The organism is Acinetobacter sp. YH16042, assembly GCF_013417245.1.
GTDB classification, from domain to species: domain Bacteria; phylum Pseudomonadota; class Gammaproteobacteria; order Pseudomonadales; family Moraxellaceae; genus Acinetobacter; species Acinetobacter amyesii.
The window spans coordinates 150,351-166,830 of sequence record NZ_VPEJ01000003.1 but is presented as its reverse complement, the minus strand read 5'-3'; the positions used below and the strand labels follow the sequence as shown (position 1 = coordinate 166,830).

14 protein-coding genes are annotated in these 16,480 nt (G+C 43.3%); 7 read left to right on the top strand and 7 right to left on the bottom strand.

What is annotated here, in order from left to right; all coding sequences use genetic code 11:
* Positions 1-26 precede the first annotated feature (26 nt).
* On the bottom strand, positions 27-626 hold the full coding sequence (locus FTV37_RS03520; protein ID WP_180004357.1) for an SPOR domain-containing protein: 600 nt from the start codon (positions 624-626) through the stop codon (positions 27-29).
* 302 nt (positions 627-928) lie between these two features.
* Positions 929-2,719 carry an arginine--tRNA ligase gene (gene argS, locus FTV37_RS03515; RefSeq protein WP_078193315.1) on the bottom strand — a complete coding sequence of 597 codons (1,791 nt, stop codon included), beginning with the start codon at positions 2,717-2,719 and terminating at the stop codon, positions 929-931.
* Positions 2,720-2,896: 177 nt separating this feature from the next.
* Here argS and FTV37_RS03510 point away from each other — a divergent pair, with 177 nt between their 5' ends.
* Positions 2,897-3,184 (top strand): DUF2798 domain-containing protein, encoded by a 288-nt coding sequence (locus FTV37_RS03510; protein ID WP_372491143.1) that lies wholly within the window; start codon positions 2,897-2,899, stop codon positions 3,182-3,184.
* 59 nt (positions 3,185-3,243) lie between these two features.
* On the opposite strand, the gene FTV37_RS03505 is transcribed toward FTV37_RS03510, so the two are convergent.
* From FTV37_RS03505 to FTV37_RS03490, 4 genes are all read right to left on the bottom strand, one after another.
* The gene (locus FTV37_RS03505) at positions 3,244-3,837 is read right to left on the bottom strand and encodes a hypothetical protein (protein WP_180063044.1); all 594 of its coding nucleotides are present in this window, start codon (positions 3,835-3,837) and stop codon (positions 3,244-3,246) included.
* Positions 3,838-3,943: 106 nt separating this feature from the next.
* The gene (locus FTV37_RS03500; RefSeq protein WP_180063043.1) at positions 3,944-5,254 is read right to left on the bottom strand and encodes a DUF445 domain-containing protein; all 1,311 of its coding nucleotides are present in this window, start codon (positions 5,252-5,254) and stop codon (positions 3,944-3,946) included.
* 26 nt (positions 5,255-5,280) lie between these two features.
* On the bottom strand, positions 5,281-5,838 hold the full coding sequence (locus FTV37_RS03495; RefSeq protein WP_180063042.1) for a hypothetical protein: 558 nt from the start codon (positions 5,836-5,838) through the stop codon (positions 5,281-5,283).
* A 59-nt stretch (positions 5,839-5,897) separates the two neighbouring features.
* Positions 5,898-6,437 carry a DUF924 family protein gene (locus tag FTV37_RS03490; RefSeq protein ID WP_078190604.1) on the bottom strand — a complete coding sequence of 180 codons (540 nt, stop codon included), beginning with the start codon at positions 6,435-6,437 and terminating at the stop codon, positions 5,898-5,900.
* A 210-nt stretch (positions 6,438-6,647) separates the two neighbouring features.
* Between FTV37_RS03490 and gshA the strand changes: the two genes are divergently transcribed.
* Positions 6,648-8,225, top strand: a complete 1,578-nt coding sequence (gshA, locus tag FTV37_RS03485; protein WP_168379700.1) for a glutamate--cysteine ligase — start codon at positions 6,648-6,650, stop codon at positions 8,223-8,225.
* A 21-nt stretch (positions 8,226-8,246) separates the two neighbouring features.
* A complete protein-coding gene (locus FTV37_RS03480) occupies positions 8,247-8,774 on the top strand; it encodes a disulfide bond formation protein B (RefSeq protein ID WP_180063041.1) in 528 nt (175 codons plus the stop codon).
* Positions 8,775-8,844: 70 nt separating this feature from the next.
* Here the strand turns inward: FTV37_RS03480 and FTV37_RS03475 are convergent, their stop codons facing one another.
* Positions 8,845-10,176: an alpha/beta hydrolase gene (locus tag FTV37_RS03475; RefSeq protein ID WP_180025879.1), complete on the bottom strand. Its 1,332-nt coding sequence runs from the start codon at positions 10,174-10,176 to the stop codon at positions 8,845-8,847.
* Between the two features lie 243 nt (positions 10,177-10,419).
* Between FTV37_RS03475 and FTV37_RS03470 the strand changes: the two genes are divergently transcribed.
* From FTV37_RS03470 to urtB, 4 genes are all read left to right on the top strand, one after another.
* A complete protein-coding gene (locus FTV37_RS03470; protein ID WP_180063078.1) occupies positions 10,420-11,019 on the top strand; it encodes a YqiA/YcfP family alpha/beta fold hydrolase in 600 nt (199 codons plus the stop codon).
* 187 nt (positions 11,020-11,206) lie between these two features.
* Positions 11,207-13,087 (top strand): DNA topoisomerase IV subunit B, encoded by a 1,881-nt coding sequence (gene parE / locus FTV37_RS03465; protein WP_180063040.1) that lies wholly within the window; start codon positions 11,207-11,209, stop codon positions 13,085-13,087.
* Positions 13,088-13,461: 374 nt separating this feature from the next.
* On the top strand, positions 13,462-14,748 hold the full coding sequence (gene urtA / locus FTV37_RS03460; protein ID WP_180004371.1) for an urea ABC transporter substrate-binding protein: 1,287 nt from the start codon (positions 13,462-13,464) through the stop codon (positions 14,746-14,748).
* A gap of 95 nt (positions 14,749-14,843) precedes the next feature.
* A complete protein-coding gene (gene urtB, locus FTV37_RS03455) occupies positions 14,844-16,478 on the top strand; it encodes an urea ABC transporter permease subunit UrtB (protein WP_180063039.1) in 1,635 nt (544 codons plus the stop codon).
* Positions 16,479-16,480: the final 2 nt, after the last annotated feature.

The following is a 16,480-nucleotide window of genomic DNA, read 5'->3' as shown; positions in this document are numbered from 1 at the left end:
CAGGCGCTTTTTTTTAATTTCAAAATTTAGCGTTTTACGACAATCGAGTCGATACTGCTATGACGTAAAGTTTGCTGTGCAATCACAGCAGCTTCTTGTGAATCATAGGGGCCAGACACAACGCGATACCAAACTTTGCCGTTTTCATTACTTTGAATCACATCGGCAGATAAACCGTTCAAAATAATTTCAGCACGTCGTGCATCGGCTTGATCAGGATCATCATAACTGCGCACTTGCAGAATATAACTTGCAGCAACAGGCGCAGTTTCTGTGGTTTCTAGTCCAAGCTCTGTGGTTTCAACTGGCTTTTGTTCTGGTGCATCAACAATCACCACCGTTTCTTTATTTTCGGTTTCTGGAACAGCTTGTTCAGGAATTGGCGTCACTTGTTGCTGAGGCAATAGGTCGTAGAAACGATAGTCTTTATTGGTTTCTTCTTGGTAGTGTTCAGAGGTAATTTGACCTTTTGGCTTCACAGGCTCCCAAGGTTTCCAAAGCATGAGCGCAACTAAGAAACTCAACACGATTAAAATGATGACAAGTGTACCTAGCCATGCTGGAATCAATGGTTTTTTAGGCTTATTTGGCCGATCAGATACACCGCGCTGCGTTTTTCCAAACACGTGGAAACCTCATTTAATTTTAATTGTCACGAACCACTTTGGGGCAGCCCAAAGTAGCAAGTCTTGATTGTTATATATTACATGAGTGTCATCAGGAATTTGTTTAATTTTCACAATTTCAGCACAGCCAAGATGACACGGACATATTGCTGAATATAAACGAAATACAGGCTCATTTCGAGCCTGTATTGAAAAGGATTCTTTTTAGCACAATGCAATTGATGACGCTTAAACCCATGCGCTGTGTTTGTGCATGGGCGATGCCGATGAATTTCTATTGTGCTCGCAACATAAAGGGTTGCTTACATGCTTTCAGGCGCACTCACACCCAATAATTCAAGACCATTGCGTAAAACTTGCTGTACGTTTACAGACAGTAATAAGCGAGCTTGAGTCAGTTCTGCATCATCACCCAAGACTTTATTTTCGTTGTACCAACCATGGAACAACGCCGCCAACTCTTTCAAGTAGTTACCCACTTGGTGTGGTTCATAGCTGTTTGCTGCACGAACCACAATTTCAGGGTAAGCCGCAAGTTTAGCAAGAACTTCAGTTTCAGCTTCTAACTCAAGTTTAGCTGCAAATTGACGTGCAGCTTCAGCAGAGAATTGAACGTCTGTCGCAGCCGCTTTTTCGAGCATACGGCAGATACGTGCGTGTGCGTATTGGATGTAGTACACCGCATTGTCTTTACTTTGAGACACAGCAAGGTCTAAGTCGAAGTCAATGTGTTGTTCTGATTTACGCATGACGTAGTAGAAACGAGCAGCATCGTTGCCCACTTCTTTACGTAAGTCACGTAAAGTCACGAATTGACCTGAACGAGATGACATTTGAACCATCTCGCCGCCACGCCATAGGCTCACAAATTGAACCAAAAGTACGGTCAATTTTTTAGAATCATAGCCAAGCGCATCAATCGCTGCTTTCACACGTGCAATATAACCGTGGTGGTCTGAACCCCAAATATCAATGATATCGGTATAGCCGCGTTGTAGTTTATTTAAGTGATAAGCAATGTCGGATGCGAAGTATGTAGTTTGACCATTACGACGTTTCACAACACGGTCTTTTTCATCACCAAAATCAGTTGATTTGAACCAGATGTTGCCATCTTTTTCGTATAAGAAACCACGTTGATCGAGCATTTGTAATGCTTCATCAATTTTTTCAGTCAAGGTTGCTTCGCTGAACCATTGATTGAAAGTCACGCCAAATTCACCGAGGTCATCTTTAATGTCATCAAGAATGGCTTTCAGCGCAGCTTGATGGAACACACGGTAACCCGCAGCCAAATGGTTTTGTGAATTATGAATTAGGCCATCAATGTGTTTTTCTTTATCGCCTGAAACAACGACTTTATTGCCTTCGCTATCGAGTTCAGCGGCATATTGCACATCTTCTGGAACATCTTTGTAGATGTCGGCAACAGGGCGTACATAAGCATCGCCATCTTTGTCGATAATGCTTTGTGCGATTTCTTTAACGTAGTCGCCTTGATATGCATTTTTAGGGAAGACCAGTTGTTGACCGGTCAATTCTAAATAACGCAAGTAAGTCGATGTCGCCAAGATATCCATTTGACGGCCAGCATCGTTGACATAGTATTCACGGTCAACTTTAGCACCTGTTGCTTCAAGAAGATTGGCAACGGTCATACCGTAAGCTGCGCCACGACCATGACCAACGTGTAGGCTAGACGTTGGGTTGGCTGAAACGAATTCCACTTGAACACGTTTTTCAGCATTGGCCTGTGTGCGACCGAACTGATCTTTCTGAGCTTGAATTTGGTCTAAGACAGCAAAACGTTGGTCAGCATTTAAAAAGAAGTTAATAAAGCCAGGACCTGCAATTTCTGCTTTGCTGATATCTGCGACTTCTGGAAGATTTGCCAGAATTTTTTCGGCTAAATCACGCGGCTTCATACCTGCAGCTTTAGAGGCAATCATGGCAATGTTTGACGCAAAGTCACCGTGGCTTCGGTCTTTGGTTCGGGTCAAATTGCTAGTATTGTTCCAGTCAGTTGGGAGTACACCTTCAGCTTGAAGGGATTGCACTGCATGATCGAGCGCTGCTTGTATTGCCGTATTCATAATCAGTCGAAAAATAAATGTCGCAGAAAAACGGTAAATATAGCAAATTTCAGGCTCTTTAGGTGAACCCATTTGTTGCGAATAAAAAATATTCGATAAAAGTGAAGCATTGCTTATATCGAAGTAAAACGATATAAGTGGTTTAGCGATTCAGGATCACTGCTTGAGTATATGGACATGTCACAACCCACCCCTAAAATTTTTGGCAATGTGCCGAAGTTAGCTGCACGCTGGGCGCTGATTATCGTGCCGTTTATTTTATCCTGTCTCATGAGCGGTATTATTTCGTTTATTAATATGCTCAGAAATTTAGGCTGGTTTGAGGGATTTCTGACTCTATGGCTGCATAATTGGATGATTTCATGGGCAATTGCTTTCCCCATTGTACTGATTTTATTGCCATTTGTTCGAAAGTTTACAGGCCTGCTGGTTGATATGTCAGGGCCACAGCCACCTGCAAAATAAGCCTGCATGTAAGTCACAGTTGAGTAAAACGGTGACTTACTGCATTTCGCTTTAAATATTTATAGGCTATCGCGACAACTTACTGCTTTAGAGAGTAATTCGGCTTTGTTGTTTTGGAAGGTATAGAGTTTTGAGGAATTAAACACTTTAATGACTTTGGCCTGAGCGACAGCGGTTTTAAAGCTTTGGAACTTTTGCTGATGGGCTGTCTCAAACGGATTTCCAAAGTTTTTATTGTCGAGCAGAATTTGAATTTGCCCCACATTTGTATCATGTGCTTTTAGGATGTCTTGGCCATCTGCATTGCTTAAACTGAAAGTAGGGCGCTGAGTGCTGATTTTGCAATTCAATTTGAGGCTCAAGGTGAAATTGTCTGCCGATTTATTTTTGAGGGTAGACGTACCTTGTTGATCATTTTCAATATAGACCCACTGATTTTTCGGCATATTGGTCAGTAGGGTTTCTAACTGTTGTTGGGTACTTTTGCTGATATCGACCGTGCCTTTTTTATCGATTTCAGGGGCTTTTTCTTTACCGAGCATGCCCATCACTTTGTCACTGACTGTGCTGCTGGTTTTGGAAATGGTCTGGCAAGCACTTAAGCTACTGATAATAATAATGAAAGGTAGGGTATAGATGGCAGGTAAATGCATAGATTTTATTGTTCTATTAAATTTTCAGATCGGCAAAGTTTAACGGTTCTACGCATAAAGCTCAAACCTACGACCTATCTCCTGTGAGAAGGACTGTAGCGGGCGGCTAAAGCAGCCATTCTACACAGGCACGAATAACCCCCAGTGCAAGGCCAATAAAACCACCGACCACGACACCATTGACTCGAATCATATGCAGGTCGCCACCGACTTCGTTTTCGATCTTATCGATCATTTCACGTGAGTCCCATTCGTGTATACGTTCACTGATAAACCGAATGACTTTTTCACTGTATTGGTCGGAGAGATTGATGGCAATATCACTCATTTTTTCATTCAGCAATTGGCGTACAGCAACGTTAGAGACAAGATTTTCGCCTACTTGTTGAATGGCGACACGTAGGTTTTGTGCAATGCCAGAGTCGGGTTTTTCTAAATCAGAACGAATCGCATCGCATAAAATCACCACTGCACCACTGATAAAATTCAACATTTGTGGACTATCGAGCATGGCATCTTTGGTGCTATTTAGGCGTTGGCTGGCAACACTCTGATTGTCCGCCAGTTGCTGCATAAGCTGCTGTGCCATGTCTTCGATTTTACGGCGCCACGGATGTTCATGGTCGGCAAGCATGGACTCGACACGACTGACCAGTGAATCAATGGTGCGCTGTTGTACATCAATACCAATCCAACTCGCACCTTTGGCGAGCTTCCAAACTCCAAGTTCTTTAAACAATTGACGTGATAAATCACGGGTTTGTTCAGGGTGTTGTAGCATCCAATCATGGGCTAAATCCAGTCCACGTTGCAGGACATCTTGATGGAAGTCATTTTCTAAAACTGCCCGTAGCATTTCACTGGCAAGATGGTTGACTTGCGTATTGCGTACCCATTGCACGCTGTTATTTTGGATAAAGCGTCCAATTTGTTCCTGACCGACAAATTCGAAAATTTTCGGTACCGTTTGCTGAATGACTTGGGTCACTTGCGCATTATTGTGCGGATTGGCCAACCATTTCCCGACGGCAAGAGAGAGATCCGTCTCCGCTAAACTTTTTTCAACCACTTGGGGTGAAAGAAAATTTTCCTGAACAAAGCGGCCCATGGACTCAGCAATGCGCGCTTTATTGCGTGGAATAATTTCTGTGTGGTCACGTAAAAATTTAGGAATCGGAATACGACCAAAGGGATTGCGAAATAAAACGGTTATCGCATACCAGTCTGCCAAACCACCAACCACGCCAGCTTCTGCTGAAAGCATCAAAATATGAATGAGCCAAACATATTCGGGCAGCAATTTAGCTGCGATCATCAATGCAATCCACGCCAACACCGCCACCACCAAAGCAATGGTGGCGAAGCGTTTACTGCGTTGCAGACTAGGTGAAACAGCGGGCTGTTCAGTTGGGCTCATCAATGATCGGGTCTCTATGGGTTGACTTATTTAGAGGTGGGCTCAGCGGCTACAGGCAAAGGATTTCCTTGGCTGTCTAAACCATATTTAGCTCCGAGTGACTGCAAAATCAAGCGAGCATCAAAGGCATCCTGAGGGGCTTTGGCACGATCTTTATAGCAAGTAATACTGTAGGAAACTTGAGTCGGATCGAGTGTGACCACCTGTGGAACGTCATAAAACGGGCCTGGCCAAAAGCCGGGATGGCGACGATAATAGCTATATGGATAAGGCATAGGGTCTGGGTAAATCACCGCTTGACGCGGTGGTTTTTGACTCCGATTACTCGGATCATCCATGACTTTAAAATATTGAAAGCCATTGTGTAGGGTGGTTTGAGCGGCTTTAACCAAGGTAATTTCTTCGGCAGTACCATAGCTCATATTGGGTCTAGCTTGGAAGCTAATCCGATAGCTTTGAGCATTTAATGGTGTCGCAGAATATTGACCGAGTTGTTCAAAGGTCAAAGGTTTTGATGGGGTTGTGGCACAGCCAGTTAAACCGAGTGCTGCGGTTATGGCTGCTGCGATAATGAGTTTGTTCATGCGCATACTCCTGTTTAATCGGTTCATGGCAAGGGGAGATACTGGCCAAAAGCCGTCAATTAAAAGCTAGAATTGGGCTGAGTTAAAAATTCCAATTCCTCTGCTGTAGATGTTCTGCCCAATACCGCATTGCGATGCGGGTAACGTCCAAATCGATCGATAATCACTTTATGCTTTTTCTCAAATTCTAAGTTGATCGGATTGCCCAGTTGCTCAAATAATTTTAACGCGCTTTGATGGATTTTTGTCGATTCGCTATGCATAAAGGGCATATATAAAAATGAGCGCTGTTCAGGGCTTAATTGTAGATCTAAACCCTGCGCGATGGCTTCTTGTGCAAGCGCCAAAGCCAGTGCATCTTGGGCAAAAGCCAAGCCAGAGTCACGGAATAAATTTCTAGAAAATTGATCTAAAACAATAATTTCAGCCAATCGACCTTCGGCAGTAGTACGCCATTGCCACAGTTCTGCTTGACTGGCCGCTTGATGGATGTCTTTAAACTTTTTTTCGATTAAAACATCAAAATTATTGCTTTTAGCGAACCAATTAGGCTGATTTTCTGGGTTAAACCAAAATTCGAGAATATCTTGATAATTCATAAGTTTTAAGCATTATTAGTATATATTTGTTTATAAAATCACAAATTTCAAATGTCATATAGAGTAAGTTTGTGATAAAAAATTGCCAAAATAAAATCACGGTTTGTCTCAAAACTATACAGTGGGTCATATGCCCACTTCAAATCGCGTTATACTGATATAAACTGATGATTTTATTTTAGTAGTTTCTTCCATTTAAGCGAGATAGCAATGAGTCAACCCGAATCGACCTCTCAAGACATTTTACCGACTTGGGTAGATTCTTCGCTGATTAAAGGAATGTTGCGCGGTATTGAGCGTGAAAGCTTACGTATGCAAAGCAACGGTTTCTTGTCTCAGGCCGACCATCCCCAAGCCTTGGGTGCGGCATTGACTCATCCGCATATTACGACAGACTATTCTGAAGCTTTAATGGAATTTATCACGCCACCAAAAGAAACTATTACAGAGGCGTTGAACTATCTGCAAGATATTCATGCTGTTGCGCATACGCATTTGGAACATGGTGAAAAACTTTGGCCGTTGTCGATGCCATGCATGTTGGATAAAGACGAGGACAGTATTCGTTTAGCGCAATATGGCAGCTCGAATATTGGGCGCTTTAAAACCTTGTACCGTCGTGGTTTAGGGGTGCGTTATGGTCGCCGGATGCAGACCATTTCAGGGGTGCATTATAATTTATCCTTCCCAGATCATTTCTTTGAAGCACTTCAACAGCATGAAACTGACGACGCCCTCAAGGCATTGAGCTTACAGGATTATCGCAGTCATCGTTATTTCGGCCTGATCCGTAATTTTATTCGTTTAACGCCATTGGTGATGTTTTTGGTTGGGGCGAGTCCGTCGGTGTGTAAATGTTTTATGACTGGACGTGAACATCAGCTGTTACCGCTCTTAAAAGGCACGCTATTTTTACCCTATGCAACGGCGCTGCGTATGGGAAATTTTGGCTATCAAAATTCAGCACAAAAACAGTTAGGGATTCACTACAACGACATTCAGGCGTATTTGGAAGGTTTGCAAAAAGCGGTGCATACCCCGTATGCCGCATTTAGTCATTTAGGTTTAAATGATGAACAGGGTGAACCGATTCAAATTAATGACCATGTGTTGCAAATTGAAAATGAATACTACAGTTTGGTTCGTCCGAAACAAGTGCCGCAGGATGGTGAAACACCGTCTGAAGCCCTGCAAAATCGTGGCGTAGGTTATGTTGAATTACGCGCGGTAGATGTCAATCCTTATAGCCCGATTGGGATCAATGAAGACACGGCAGGCTTGCTCGAAGTGGTGGCTTTGTACTGTTTATTGCAAGACAGTCCAGCGTTGTTAGATGCCGAACAAAATGAAATTGAGAAAAATCAGGCGGAAGTAGTGAACCGTGGTCGTGCGCCAAATGCAGTGATTTTACAGCAAGGCCAAGCGATTCCAATTGAAACATGGTGTCGTACACATGTTGCTGCGATGCAACCGTTGGCTGAATTGCTAGATGATTCTTACAATACAGATATTTACACTCAGGCAATGGCTGTGATGCAATCACGCATCGATGAAGTCGATGAAACATTGTCGGCACGTATGATTAGCGATACTTTAGAACAAGGTGGAACTTGGGGCTTTGGTAGCTTTATGGCCTTACAACATGCTGAAGTGTATGAGCAGCATGTCTTGAGCCCTGAAACTGCAGCATACTTTGCACAAGCTGCTGAGCAGTCTTTAGAAAAACAGGCTCAACTTGAGCAAGACTGTACCTTGAGTTTTGAAGAATATTTGAAAAACTTCAGATAAAAAATTTTAAGAGGATTTACCATGAAATGGAGTTTCCGCTTCGTGAGTGGTTTGTTGTTTTTAACCAGCGTGATCGGTATGTCTTTTGCGCTGTTTTTAGAACATGTACAAGGCTTAGAACCATGTCCGTTGTGCGTATTCCAACGTATTGGTTTGATTGGACTCGGCATCATTTCATTGATTGCATTGATTCACAATCCAGCATCGAATTGGGGTAAACGCATTTACGCATTGTTGGGGACACTATCAATTCTTTGGTCTGCTGGGGTAGCTGCGCGTCATATTTGGCTGCAAAACTTACCGCCAGACAAAGTACCTAGCTGTGGCCCAGGACTGGATTATTGGGTAGAAACGCTGCCGTTAAAATCAGTCTTTGAACAAGTACTAACCGGCTCTGGTGAATGTGCCAAAGTGGATTGGACGTTCTTGGGACAATCATTACCGGTTTGGTCATTGGTGTTTTTTGCGGTCTTAACTTTGCTCAGTCTTTGGCAGTTAATACGTAAATACCCAAGCAAACCCGTGCCACGTTTACGTGATAAATTTTAATTCAGTGATACATAAAAAAAGCCCTCAGTTGAGGGCTTTTTTATACGAGTGTGCATGGGGGAAGTTTACCTTAGGTTAGGGCAATACCTTCCATACTTTCCAAGTCCATCATAAATTCATAGATATGATCACAAGCTTTATCGTCATTGTTTGGATAGAACCAATGCACGATTTGCTCGGCCACTTGCGGGTGATGCTGAATTTCAAAATGGTTCAGACCATAAAAAATCGCTTTATGTGAATCTGGCACTTTCAGTTGATAACGTGCATTTGGGTGTTCTCCTAACGCACTTTTCACGCTGACCAAGTAATCTCCAATCACATGTCGCGTTTTATTGCGACGATGTTCATATTCGATGGTTCCTGCCACGAGGTAGGTATTGATATGTGATGGAATCGGGGCAGGTTTACGGTTGTCGTCCATGAGTCCAATGCGGACATCATTATGTTCCCAATCATCATCACGCACGCTGCCATAGCGCAAATCTAAAATGCCGTTACTACGGATATTCACCACGTGGCCCACGATTTTGACCAAGGGGAAACGCCCCAATTGATCTTGCAGATGAAATCCGACACGTTCAAGTACCGCACCATGATGTGGTGAGCCCAAGCAGACTAGATTTTCAACTTGATGAATCCATTGATACATATTTTGTTTGCCATAAAAAATGGCACTACGGGACACTAAGCCCCCCATACTATGACCAATTAAGTCGATACTGGTAATACCTGGGTTGCGACGGACCAAATCTTCTAATGTATTGGCAAGGCTGCGGCCATTGGTCGAAATACGACGACCCGTGTTGTAATTTAAATACAGCATGGTGTTGTGGTCACGTTGTGACAGTAATTTTTCACCAATGCCGCCATATTTGGCTGTCGACCATGACAGATGATTCATGCAGAGCCCATGAATCAACAGGGTAATACGACCGGTTAATTCGCCTTTTTGTACCGCACCATAATGGTCGTAAACTACCATGGGTAAGGCCATCGGGTTGTGATATTTCAGTAAATAGTCGCCCAAGACCCCATTCAGCGCGCCCACTAAAAAATGTAAAGACGGCGTGAGCGGTTTGTCGTGTAAGCGTGGGAATTTTTCAATAATGCTACGCAGCGTTGGTGCAAGTAAATAATTGCCATAGTTGAAAAAGGTGTTGTAAGAAAATTCATAAATCCGTGCAATGGTCGGCTGCTTATGAAAGGCTTTCGAGCCTTGTTCGCTCATTCCAAAAATACTGATTAAAATTTCACGTTGAATGTTTTTGATCAAGTCATGCACGACATCACTAAAACGCATTGTCACGAGCTGTGCCAAACCTTCCAGTACATCTGCTTGACTGGGCGGCGTGCGGTCCCATTTACAATAGGTTTCATGCAATGGTGTTAAGCTAGGCATAATGTTCCTATCCTTACATTCAATGCTATTCCTCGATTGTATTTATTACTGGAATAGCCTGAAGTTTCATTGTTTATTTTATAAAATTCTCACGAACAGCTTTTACAATACCGATAACAGACCTGTCGGTGAATGCCTTTTGTCTGACAATTTTGCTAAAAATTCAAATTTAGAAAATGTGACGCAGTTAGCACTTACATGCCACTTTTAAAGCAATTTAAAGATCAATTTGGAATCAAAATGATGAATATTGTGTATTTGCATGGTTTTCAAAGTAACTCAAATTCAGTGAAAGGACAGATATTGCGGCGCTATTGCGCAGACTTAAATAGTCTGCATGTGCATTTGCCAGATTTGAATATGCCACCGCTACAGGTGATGCAGCAGATGTCAGAGCTGATTGACGGTTTAGATGATGTGGTTTTGGTGGGCAGCAGTTTAGGTGGCTTTTATGCGACGCAGCTGATGACGCGCCATCACATTCCTGCAGTGCTCATCAATCCTGCGGTCTATCCATGGCAATTATTTCGTGATTTATTTGGCGAGACGGCATTGCCCTATCAGGTGACTGAAACGTGGTGCTTGGATGATGCACAGCTAAATCAAATGCAGGCTTTGGCGGTATCTAAGGTTGAGAACGCAGATCAACTGTTGGTCTTGCTCCAACAAGGCGATGAAACCTTGGATTATCGAGATGCCGCTGGTTTTTATAGTGCGGCTCAAGCCGGCATGGCCATGTTGATCACTGAGGTGGGTGGAACACATGGCATGGATGATTTTGCAGAAAAAATACCGATGCTCTTGCAGTTTTTGTCCGATGCTGTCAAAAATATGCCTAAATAAAATGATCCAATACAAATGCTGACCAGCTAGATCTAACATACAAATAATGGGCAGTTACGACATCATTTGACGTTTAAATTGTTTAAGAAAATGGCGGCTGATCGCAAGAGATATGCATTTTAATAAAAAAGCATATACTGTAGCGCTTAAAGAAATGTTTTAACCAAAAAGCAGGGAATTTTGCAACGTGACGCAATATACGGCTCAATCACTTGAAGTTTTATCTGGCCTAGATCCGGTACGTCGTCGTCCGGGGATGTATACAGACACTACACGACCAAACCATTTGGCGCAGGAAGTGATAGATAACGCCGTCGATGAAGCGCTTGCAGGACATGCCAATAAAATTACCGTGACAGTGTATAAAGATGGCTCATTGTCAGTTGAAGATAATGGTCGTGGGATGCCAGTTGACATCCATCCTGAGTATGGTCAAAGCGGGATTGAAATTATTCTGACCAAACTACATGCCGGCGGTAAATTCAGCACAGACAATTATCAATTTTCAGGTGGTCTGCATGGTGTGGGGATTTCTGTCGTCAACGCATTGTCCAACCGTGTTGAGGTGGAAGTTCAACGTCATGGCAACCTGTATAAAATGGCCTTTGAACATGGCGTTCCTGTGGCACCGCTTGAGGTGTTGGAAGGTAAATGCGCTAAACGTGCAACGGGTACTACCGTGCATTTTTGGCCTGAAGCCAAATATTTTGATTCGCCTAAATTTGCGCTGAAAGCCTTAAAACACAACTTAAAAGCCAAGGCTGTTTTGGCGGCAGGCTTGCAGATTATTTATATCGATCAAATCAACAACGAAAAGATCGAATGGCAATTTGAAAATGGTCTGGTTGACTATTTGATGGATGAACTGCAAGACCGTGACATCGTTCCTGCCCCTGCATTTGTGGCGACCGGTGAGGCAGAGCGTGCCAGCGCTGAGTTTGCGATTTGTTGGAATGTGGAAGGTGGTGAGTCCATTCAAGAGTCGTATGTCAACCTCATCCCGACTGCGCAAGGCGGTACCCATGTCAATGGTTTACGTTCGGGTGTGACAGATGCGATTCGTGAATTCTGTGAATTACGGAATTTATTGCCACGGAATATGAAGCTATCTGCCGAAGATGTCTGGGATGGCGTCAACTTTATTCTGTCTTTGAAATTCCAAGAGCCACAATTCTCAGGTCAGACCAAAGAACGACTTTCAAGCCGTGAAGCCTCTGGTGTGGTGTTAAATATTGCCAAAGATGCTTTTGCACTGTGGCTGAATCAAAACTCCGATATTGCTATGCAACTGGCTGAAATGGTGATTGCTAAGGCTGGTCGCCGTTTAAAAGCTGCGAAAAAAGTTGAACGTAAAAGGATCGTTTCCGGCCCAGCTTTGCCGGGTAAACTGGCTGACTGTGTGGGCCATACCCTCGAAGAATCAGAACTGTTTATTGTGGAAGGGGATTCTGCAGGTGGTTCTGCCAAACAAGCACGTGATAAGAACTTCCAAGCGATCATGCCAATCCGTGGTAAGATTTTAAATACTTGGGAAGTGTCTTCAGACGAAGTTTTGGCATCGCAAGAAGTACATGATATTGCGATTGCGATTGGTGTAGATCCGGGCAGTGATGACTTGTCAGAACTACGTTATGGCAAGATTTGTATCTTGGCCGATGCCGACTCAGATGGTTTGCACATTGCAACGTTACTCTGTGCATTGTTCGTCAAACATTTCCATACTTTGGTTGAGGAAGGACATCTGTTTGTGGCGATGCCACCGCTGTTCCGTATAGATGACAATAAAGATGTGCACTATGCCTTGGATGAAGATGAACTAGAAAGCATCTTAAAGAAATGTAAAACCAAAAATCCTCAAATCACACGATTTAAAGGATTGGGCGAGATGAACGCGAGTCAGCTGCGTGAAACGACTATGGATCCCGATACACGTCGTTTAGTGCAACTGGACTTGGATGACGTACAGTTTACTTCAGGTTTACTCGACAAATTATTGGCGAAGAAGCGCTCTTCAGACCGTAAATATTGGTTGGAACAGAAGGGTAATTTGGCCGATTTAGCGGTTTAAAATTGCAACAAGGAAAAAACCACGCAAGTGGTTTTTTTTTGCTTCAAATTTAGGAAAAGCTGCATGATTTGTGTGCCAAAACACCGTGTTTTTTGAAAAACGTCGCAAAATTGTTCAATTATAGGTCAAATGTTGGATACAAGTTTGTATGCATCTTTGCGGTGATTTTACGATTTTTGAATCGACCCATAAAAAATTAAAAGCAAATTTTATGATTGTAACTATGTGAAAAATAACATTTAAAAATAAATAAAAGCACTCAATCAAAATAAAAAATAAGGCTTGGCACAGTTATTGAATTGCTCTGTTGTGATGAAAGACAACAAATGCATTTTAAAAATGTGAATTACAAGCTTAGGTTGGGAGTGTGAATAATGTTTCAACGCAATGTATTTGCTAAAAGTATTTTAGCGGCAACGATGACTGGGGCGATTGCTTTAACGGGCTGTTCAAAACCTGCAGAAGAAAAAACAGAAAGCGCTACATCAGAACCAAAAGCCGCTGCAGCAAGTGGCGATACTATTAAAGTCGGGATCTTACATTCGCTGTCAGGCACGATGGCGATCTCAGAAACTTCTCTAAAAGATACGGCCTTGATGGCGATTAATGAAATTAATGCCAATGGCGGGGTATTGGGCAAAAAACTAGAACCTGTGGTGGTGGATCCGGCATCGGACTGGCCACTATTTGCGGAAAAAACCCGTCAGTTGATTACCCAAGACAAAGTAGCCGTGATTTTTGGTTGCTGGACGTCGGTATCTCGTAAGTCGGTTTTACCCGTGGTTGAAGAATTAAATGGCTTATTGTTCTACCCTGTTCAGTATGAAGGTCAGGAACAATCTAAAAATATTTTCTACACAGGTGCAGCACCGAATCAACAAGCAATTCCTGCTGTTGAGTACCTAATGAGTGAAGAGGGTGGTAAGGCAGAACGCTTTGTACTGTTGGGCACAGACTATGTTTACCCACGCACCACCAACAAAATCTTACGTGCATTCTTGAAGTCGAAAGGCATTGCCGATGCAGATATCATGGAAGAATATACCCCATTTGGTCATAGCAACTATCAAACCATTGTGGGCAATGTGAAGAAGTTTGCGGCAGGGAAAAAGACTGCTGTGATCTCGACCATTAACGGCGATTCAAATGTGCCGTTCTATCGTGAATTGGGCAACCAAGGCATCAAAGCTGCGGATATTCCTGTGATGGCGTTCTCTGTAGGTGAAGAGGAATTACGCGGTATCGACACCAAGCCGCTGGTAGGACACTTGGCGTCGTGGAACTACTTCATGTCGGTGAAAAATCCAGTGAATACTGAATTCACCAATAAAATGAAGCAGTATGCCGTGGAATACAAACTGCCAAATGCCGATAAATTTGTGACCAATGACCCGATGGAGGCTACCTATGTCGGCATCAATATGTGGAAACAAGCGGTAGAAAAAGCAGGAAGTACAGATGTCGATAAAGTGCGTGAAGCTATGGCCGGCCAAGAATTTAAAGCGCCATCGGGCTATACCTTGCAAATGGATGCGTCGAACCATCATTTGCATAAACCAGTCATGATTGGTCAGATCCGTGCCGATGGTCAGTTTGATGTGGTGCACAAAACCGCAAAAACCATTGCTGCAGAGCCATGGAGCCCGTACATCCCGAAATAATTCAATCCGAATGCCTGTTGCCATTGTGTAGCAGGCATTTTTTGATGTGATCCCTGTATGGGGTTGTTCTATTACTCAATAGGGATGCTTATAAGATGAAAAAATTACGCAATTTCCCGATCCTTTTTCTATTCCTAAGCCAATTATTCTGTCTGCAAATCGTGCATGCAGAAACTGCAGCGGATGTGGTGTCTACGGTGCAATCTGTGCAGCAAGGTGACGCCATTCAGCAATTTGTTCGCGGTAGTTTTACCGAGCGCCGCAGCTTACTCAATCAATGGCCGGGCGATATTGAATCCTTAGATCAGTTGGCCGCATTGGTCGAAAAAGACCAGTTATATAGTGGTCAAAGCGGTCAAACCTATATTTTAGAAACTGACGAAAAATTATTGAGCTATCCTGATTTGCAAACCGTGACGGATTGGCCTGCCGATTTATCTCAAGTCACCTTGGTGAATACCCTTCGTAAAGCCTTAACGTTTGCGCAAGCGAAAGAAAAGCTGCAATCGGATGATTTAAACCAACGTTTGGATGCAATTGATATTTTAGAAAATAACTTGGCTGAGTTGGATGTTAAAAATATTAATCAATTGTATTTAAATGAAAAAAATAACAAAGTTAAAGCCCGTTTAGCGCAGCTCAAAGCACGCTTAGATTATCAAAACCCTGATGTTTTACAAAAAATACAGGCGGCCAAAGTGCTGCAAGATTCTAACCGTCCCGATGTGTTGGCGATGGTGGAACAGGAATTACAACAAGCCAACCTGCATCCTGAGTTAAAAGCCGCACTGACAGAAGCCAAGAGCAATATTAAAACTCGTATTCAGGCCAGTGAATGGACTGGACATGTCTTTTCAGGTCTCAGCACGGCCAGTATTTTACTACTGGCGGCGTTGGGCTTAGCCATTACGTATGGTCTGCTAGGCGTGATTAACATGGCGCATGGTGAACTGATCATGATCGGGGCCTATACCACGTATGTGGTGCAAAGCCTGTTTAAGAGTCATCTCAGTAGCTATGTCGATTGGTACTTGATTGCCGCGATTCCTGCTGCATTTATTGTAAGTGCTTTGATCGGCATGTTGATTGAACGTACTGTTATTCGTCCCTTGTATGGCCGTCAATTGGAAACACTATTAGCCACCTTTGGTGTGAGCTTAATTTTAATGCAAGTGGTGCGCATGGTTTTTGGTGCGCAGAACGTTGAGGTGTCGAATATTTCATGGCTGTCAGGGGGCATTGCTGTGACACCAAGCCTGATGCTGCCTTATAACCGTATTGCCATTATTGGCTTTACCGTTGCGGTACTGTTGTTGCTGGTTTATTTACTAAATAAAACCCGTTTTGGTTTATTTGTTCGTGCCGTGACGCAAAACCGTCAAATGGCACAGGCCGTAGGTATCCGTTCTAGCCGCATTGACATGATGGCTTTTGGTTTAGGTTCGGGGCTTGCAGGTCTAGCAGGCTGTGCCTTAGCACAAGTCGGCAATGTCGGTCCTGATTTAGGACAAAACTATATTATCGATGCGTTCTTGGTGGTTGTGGTGGGCGGTGTTGGCCAAGTATGGGGCGCAGTACTGGCTGCCTTAGGTCTAGGTGTCAGTGGCACAGTGTTGGAAATCGGCATGGGTGCAGTCTTAGCGAAAATTATTCTACTGGTTCTTGTGATTTTGTTTATTCAAAAACGTCCACAAGGTTTGTTTGCCATCAAAGGCCGTTTTGTGGAGTAAGC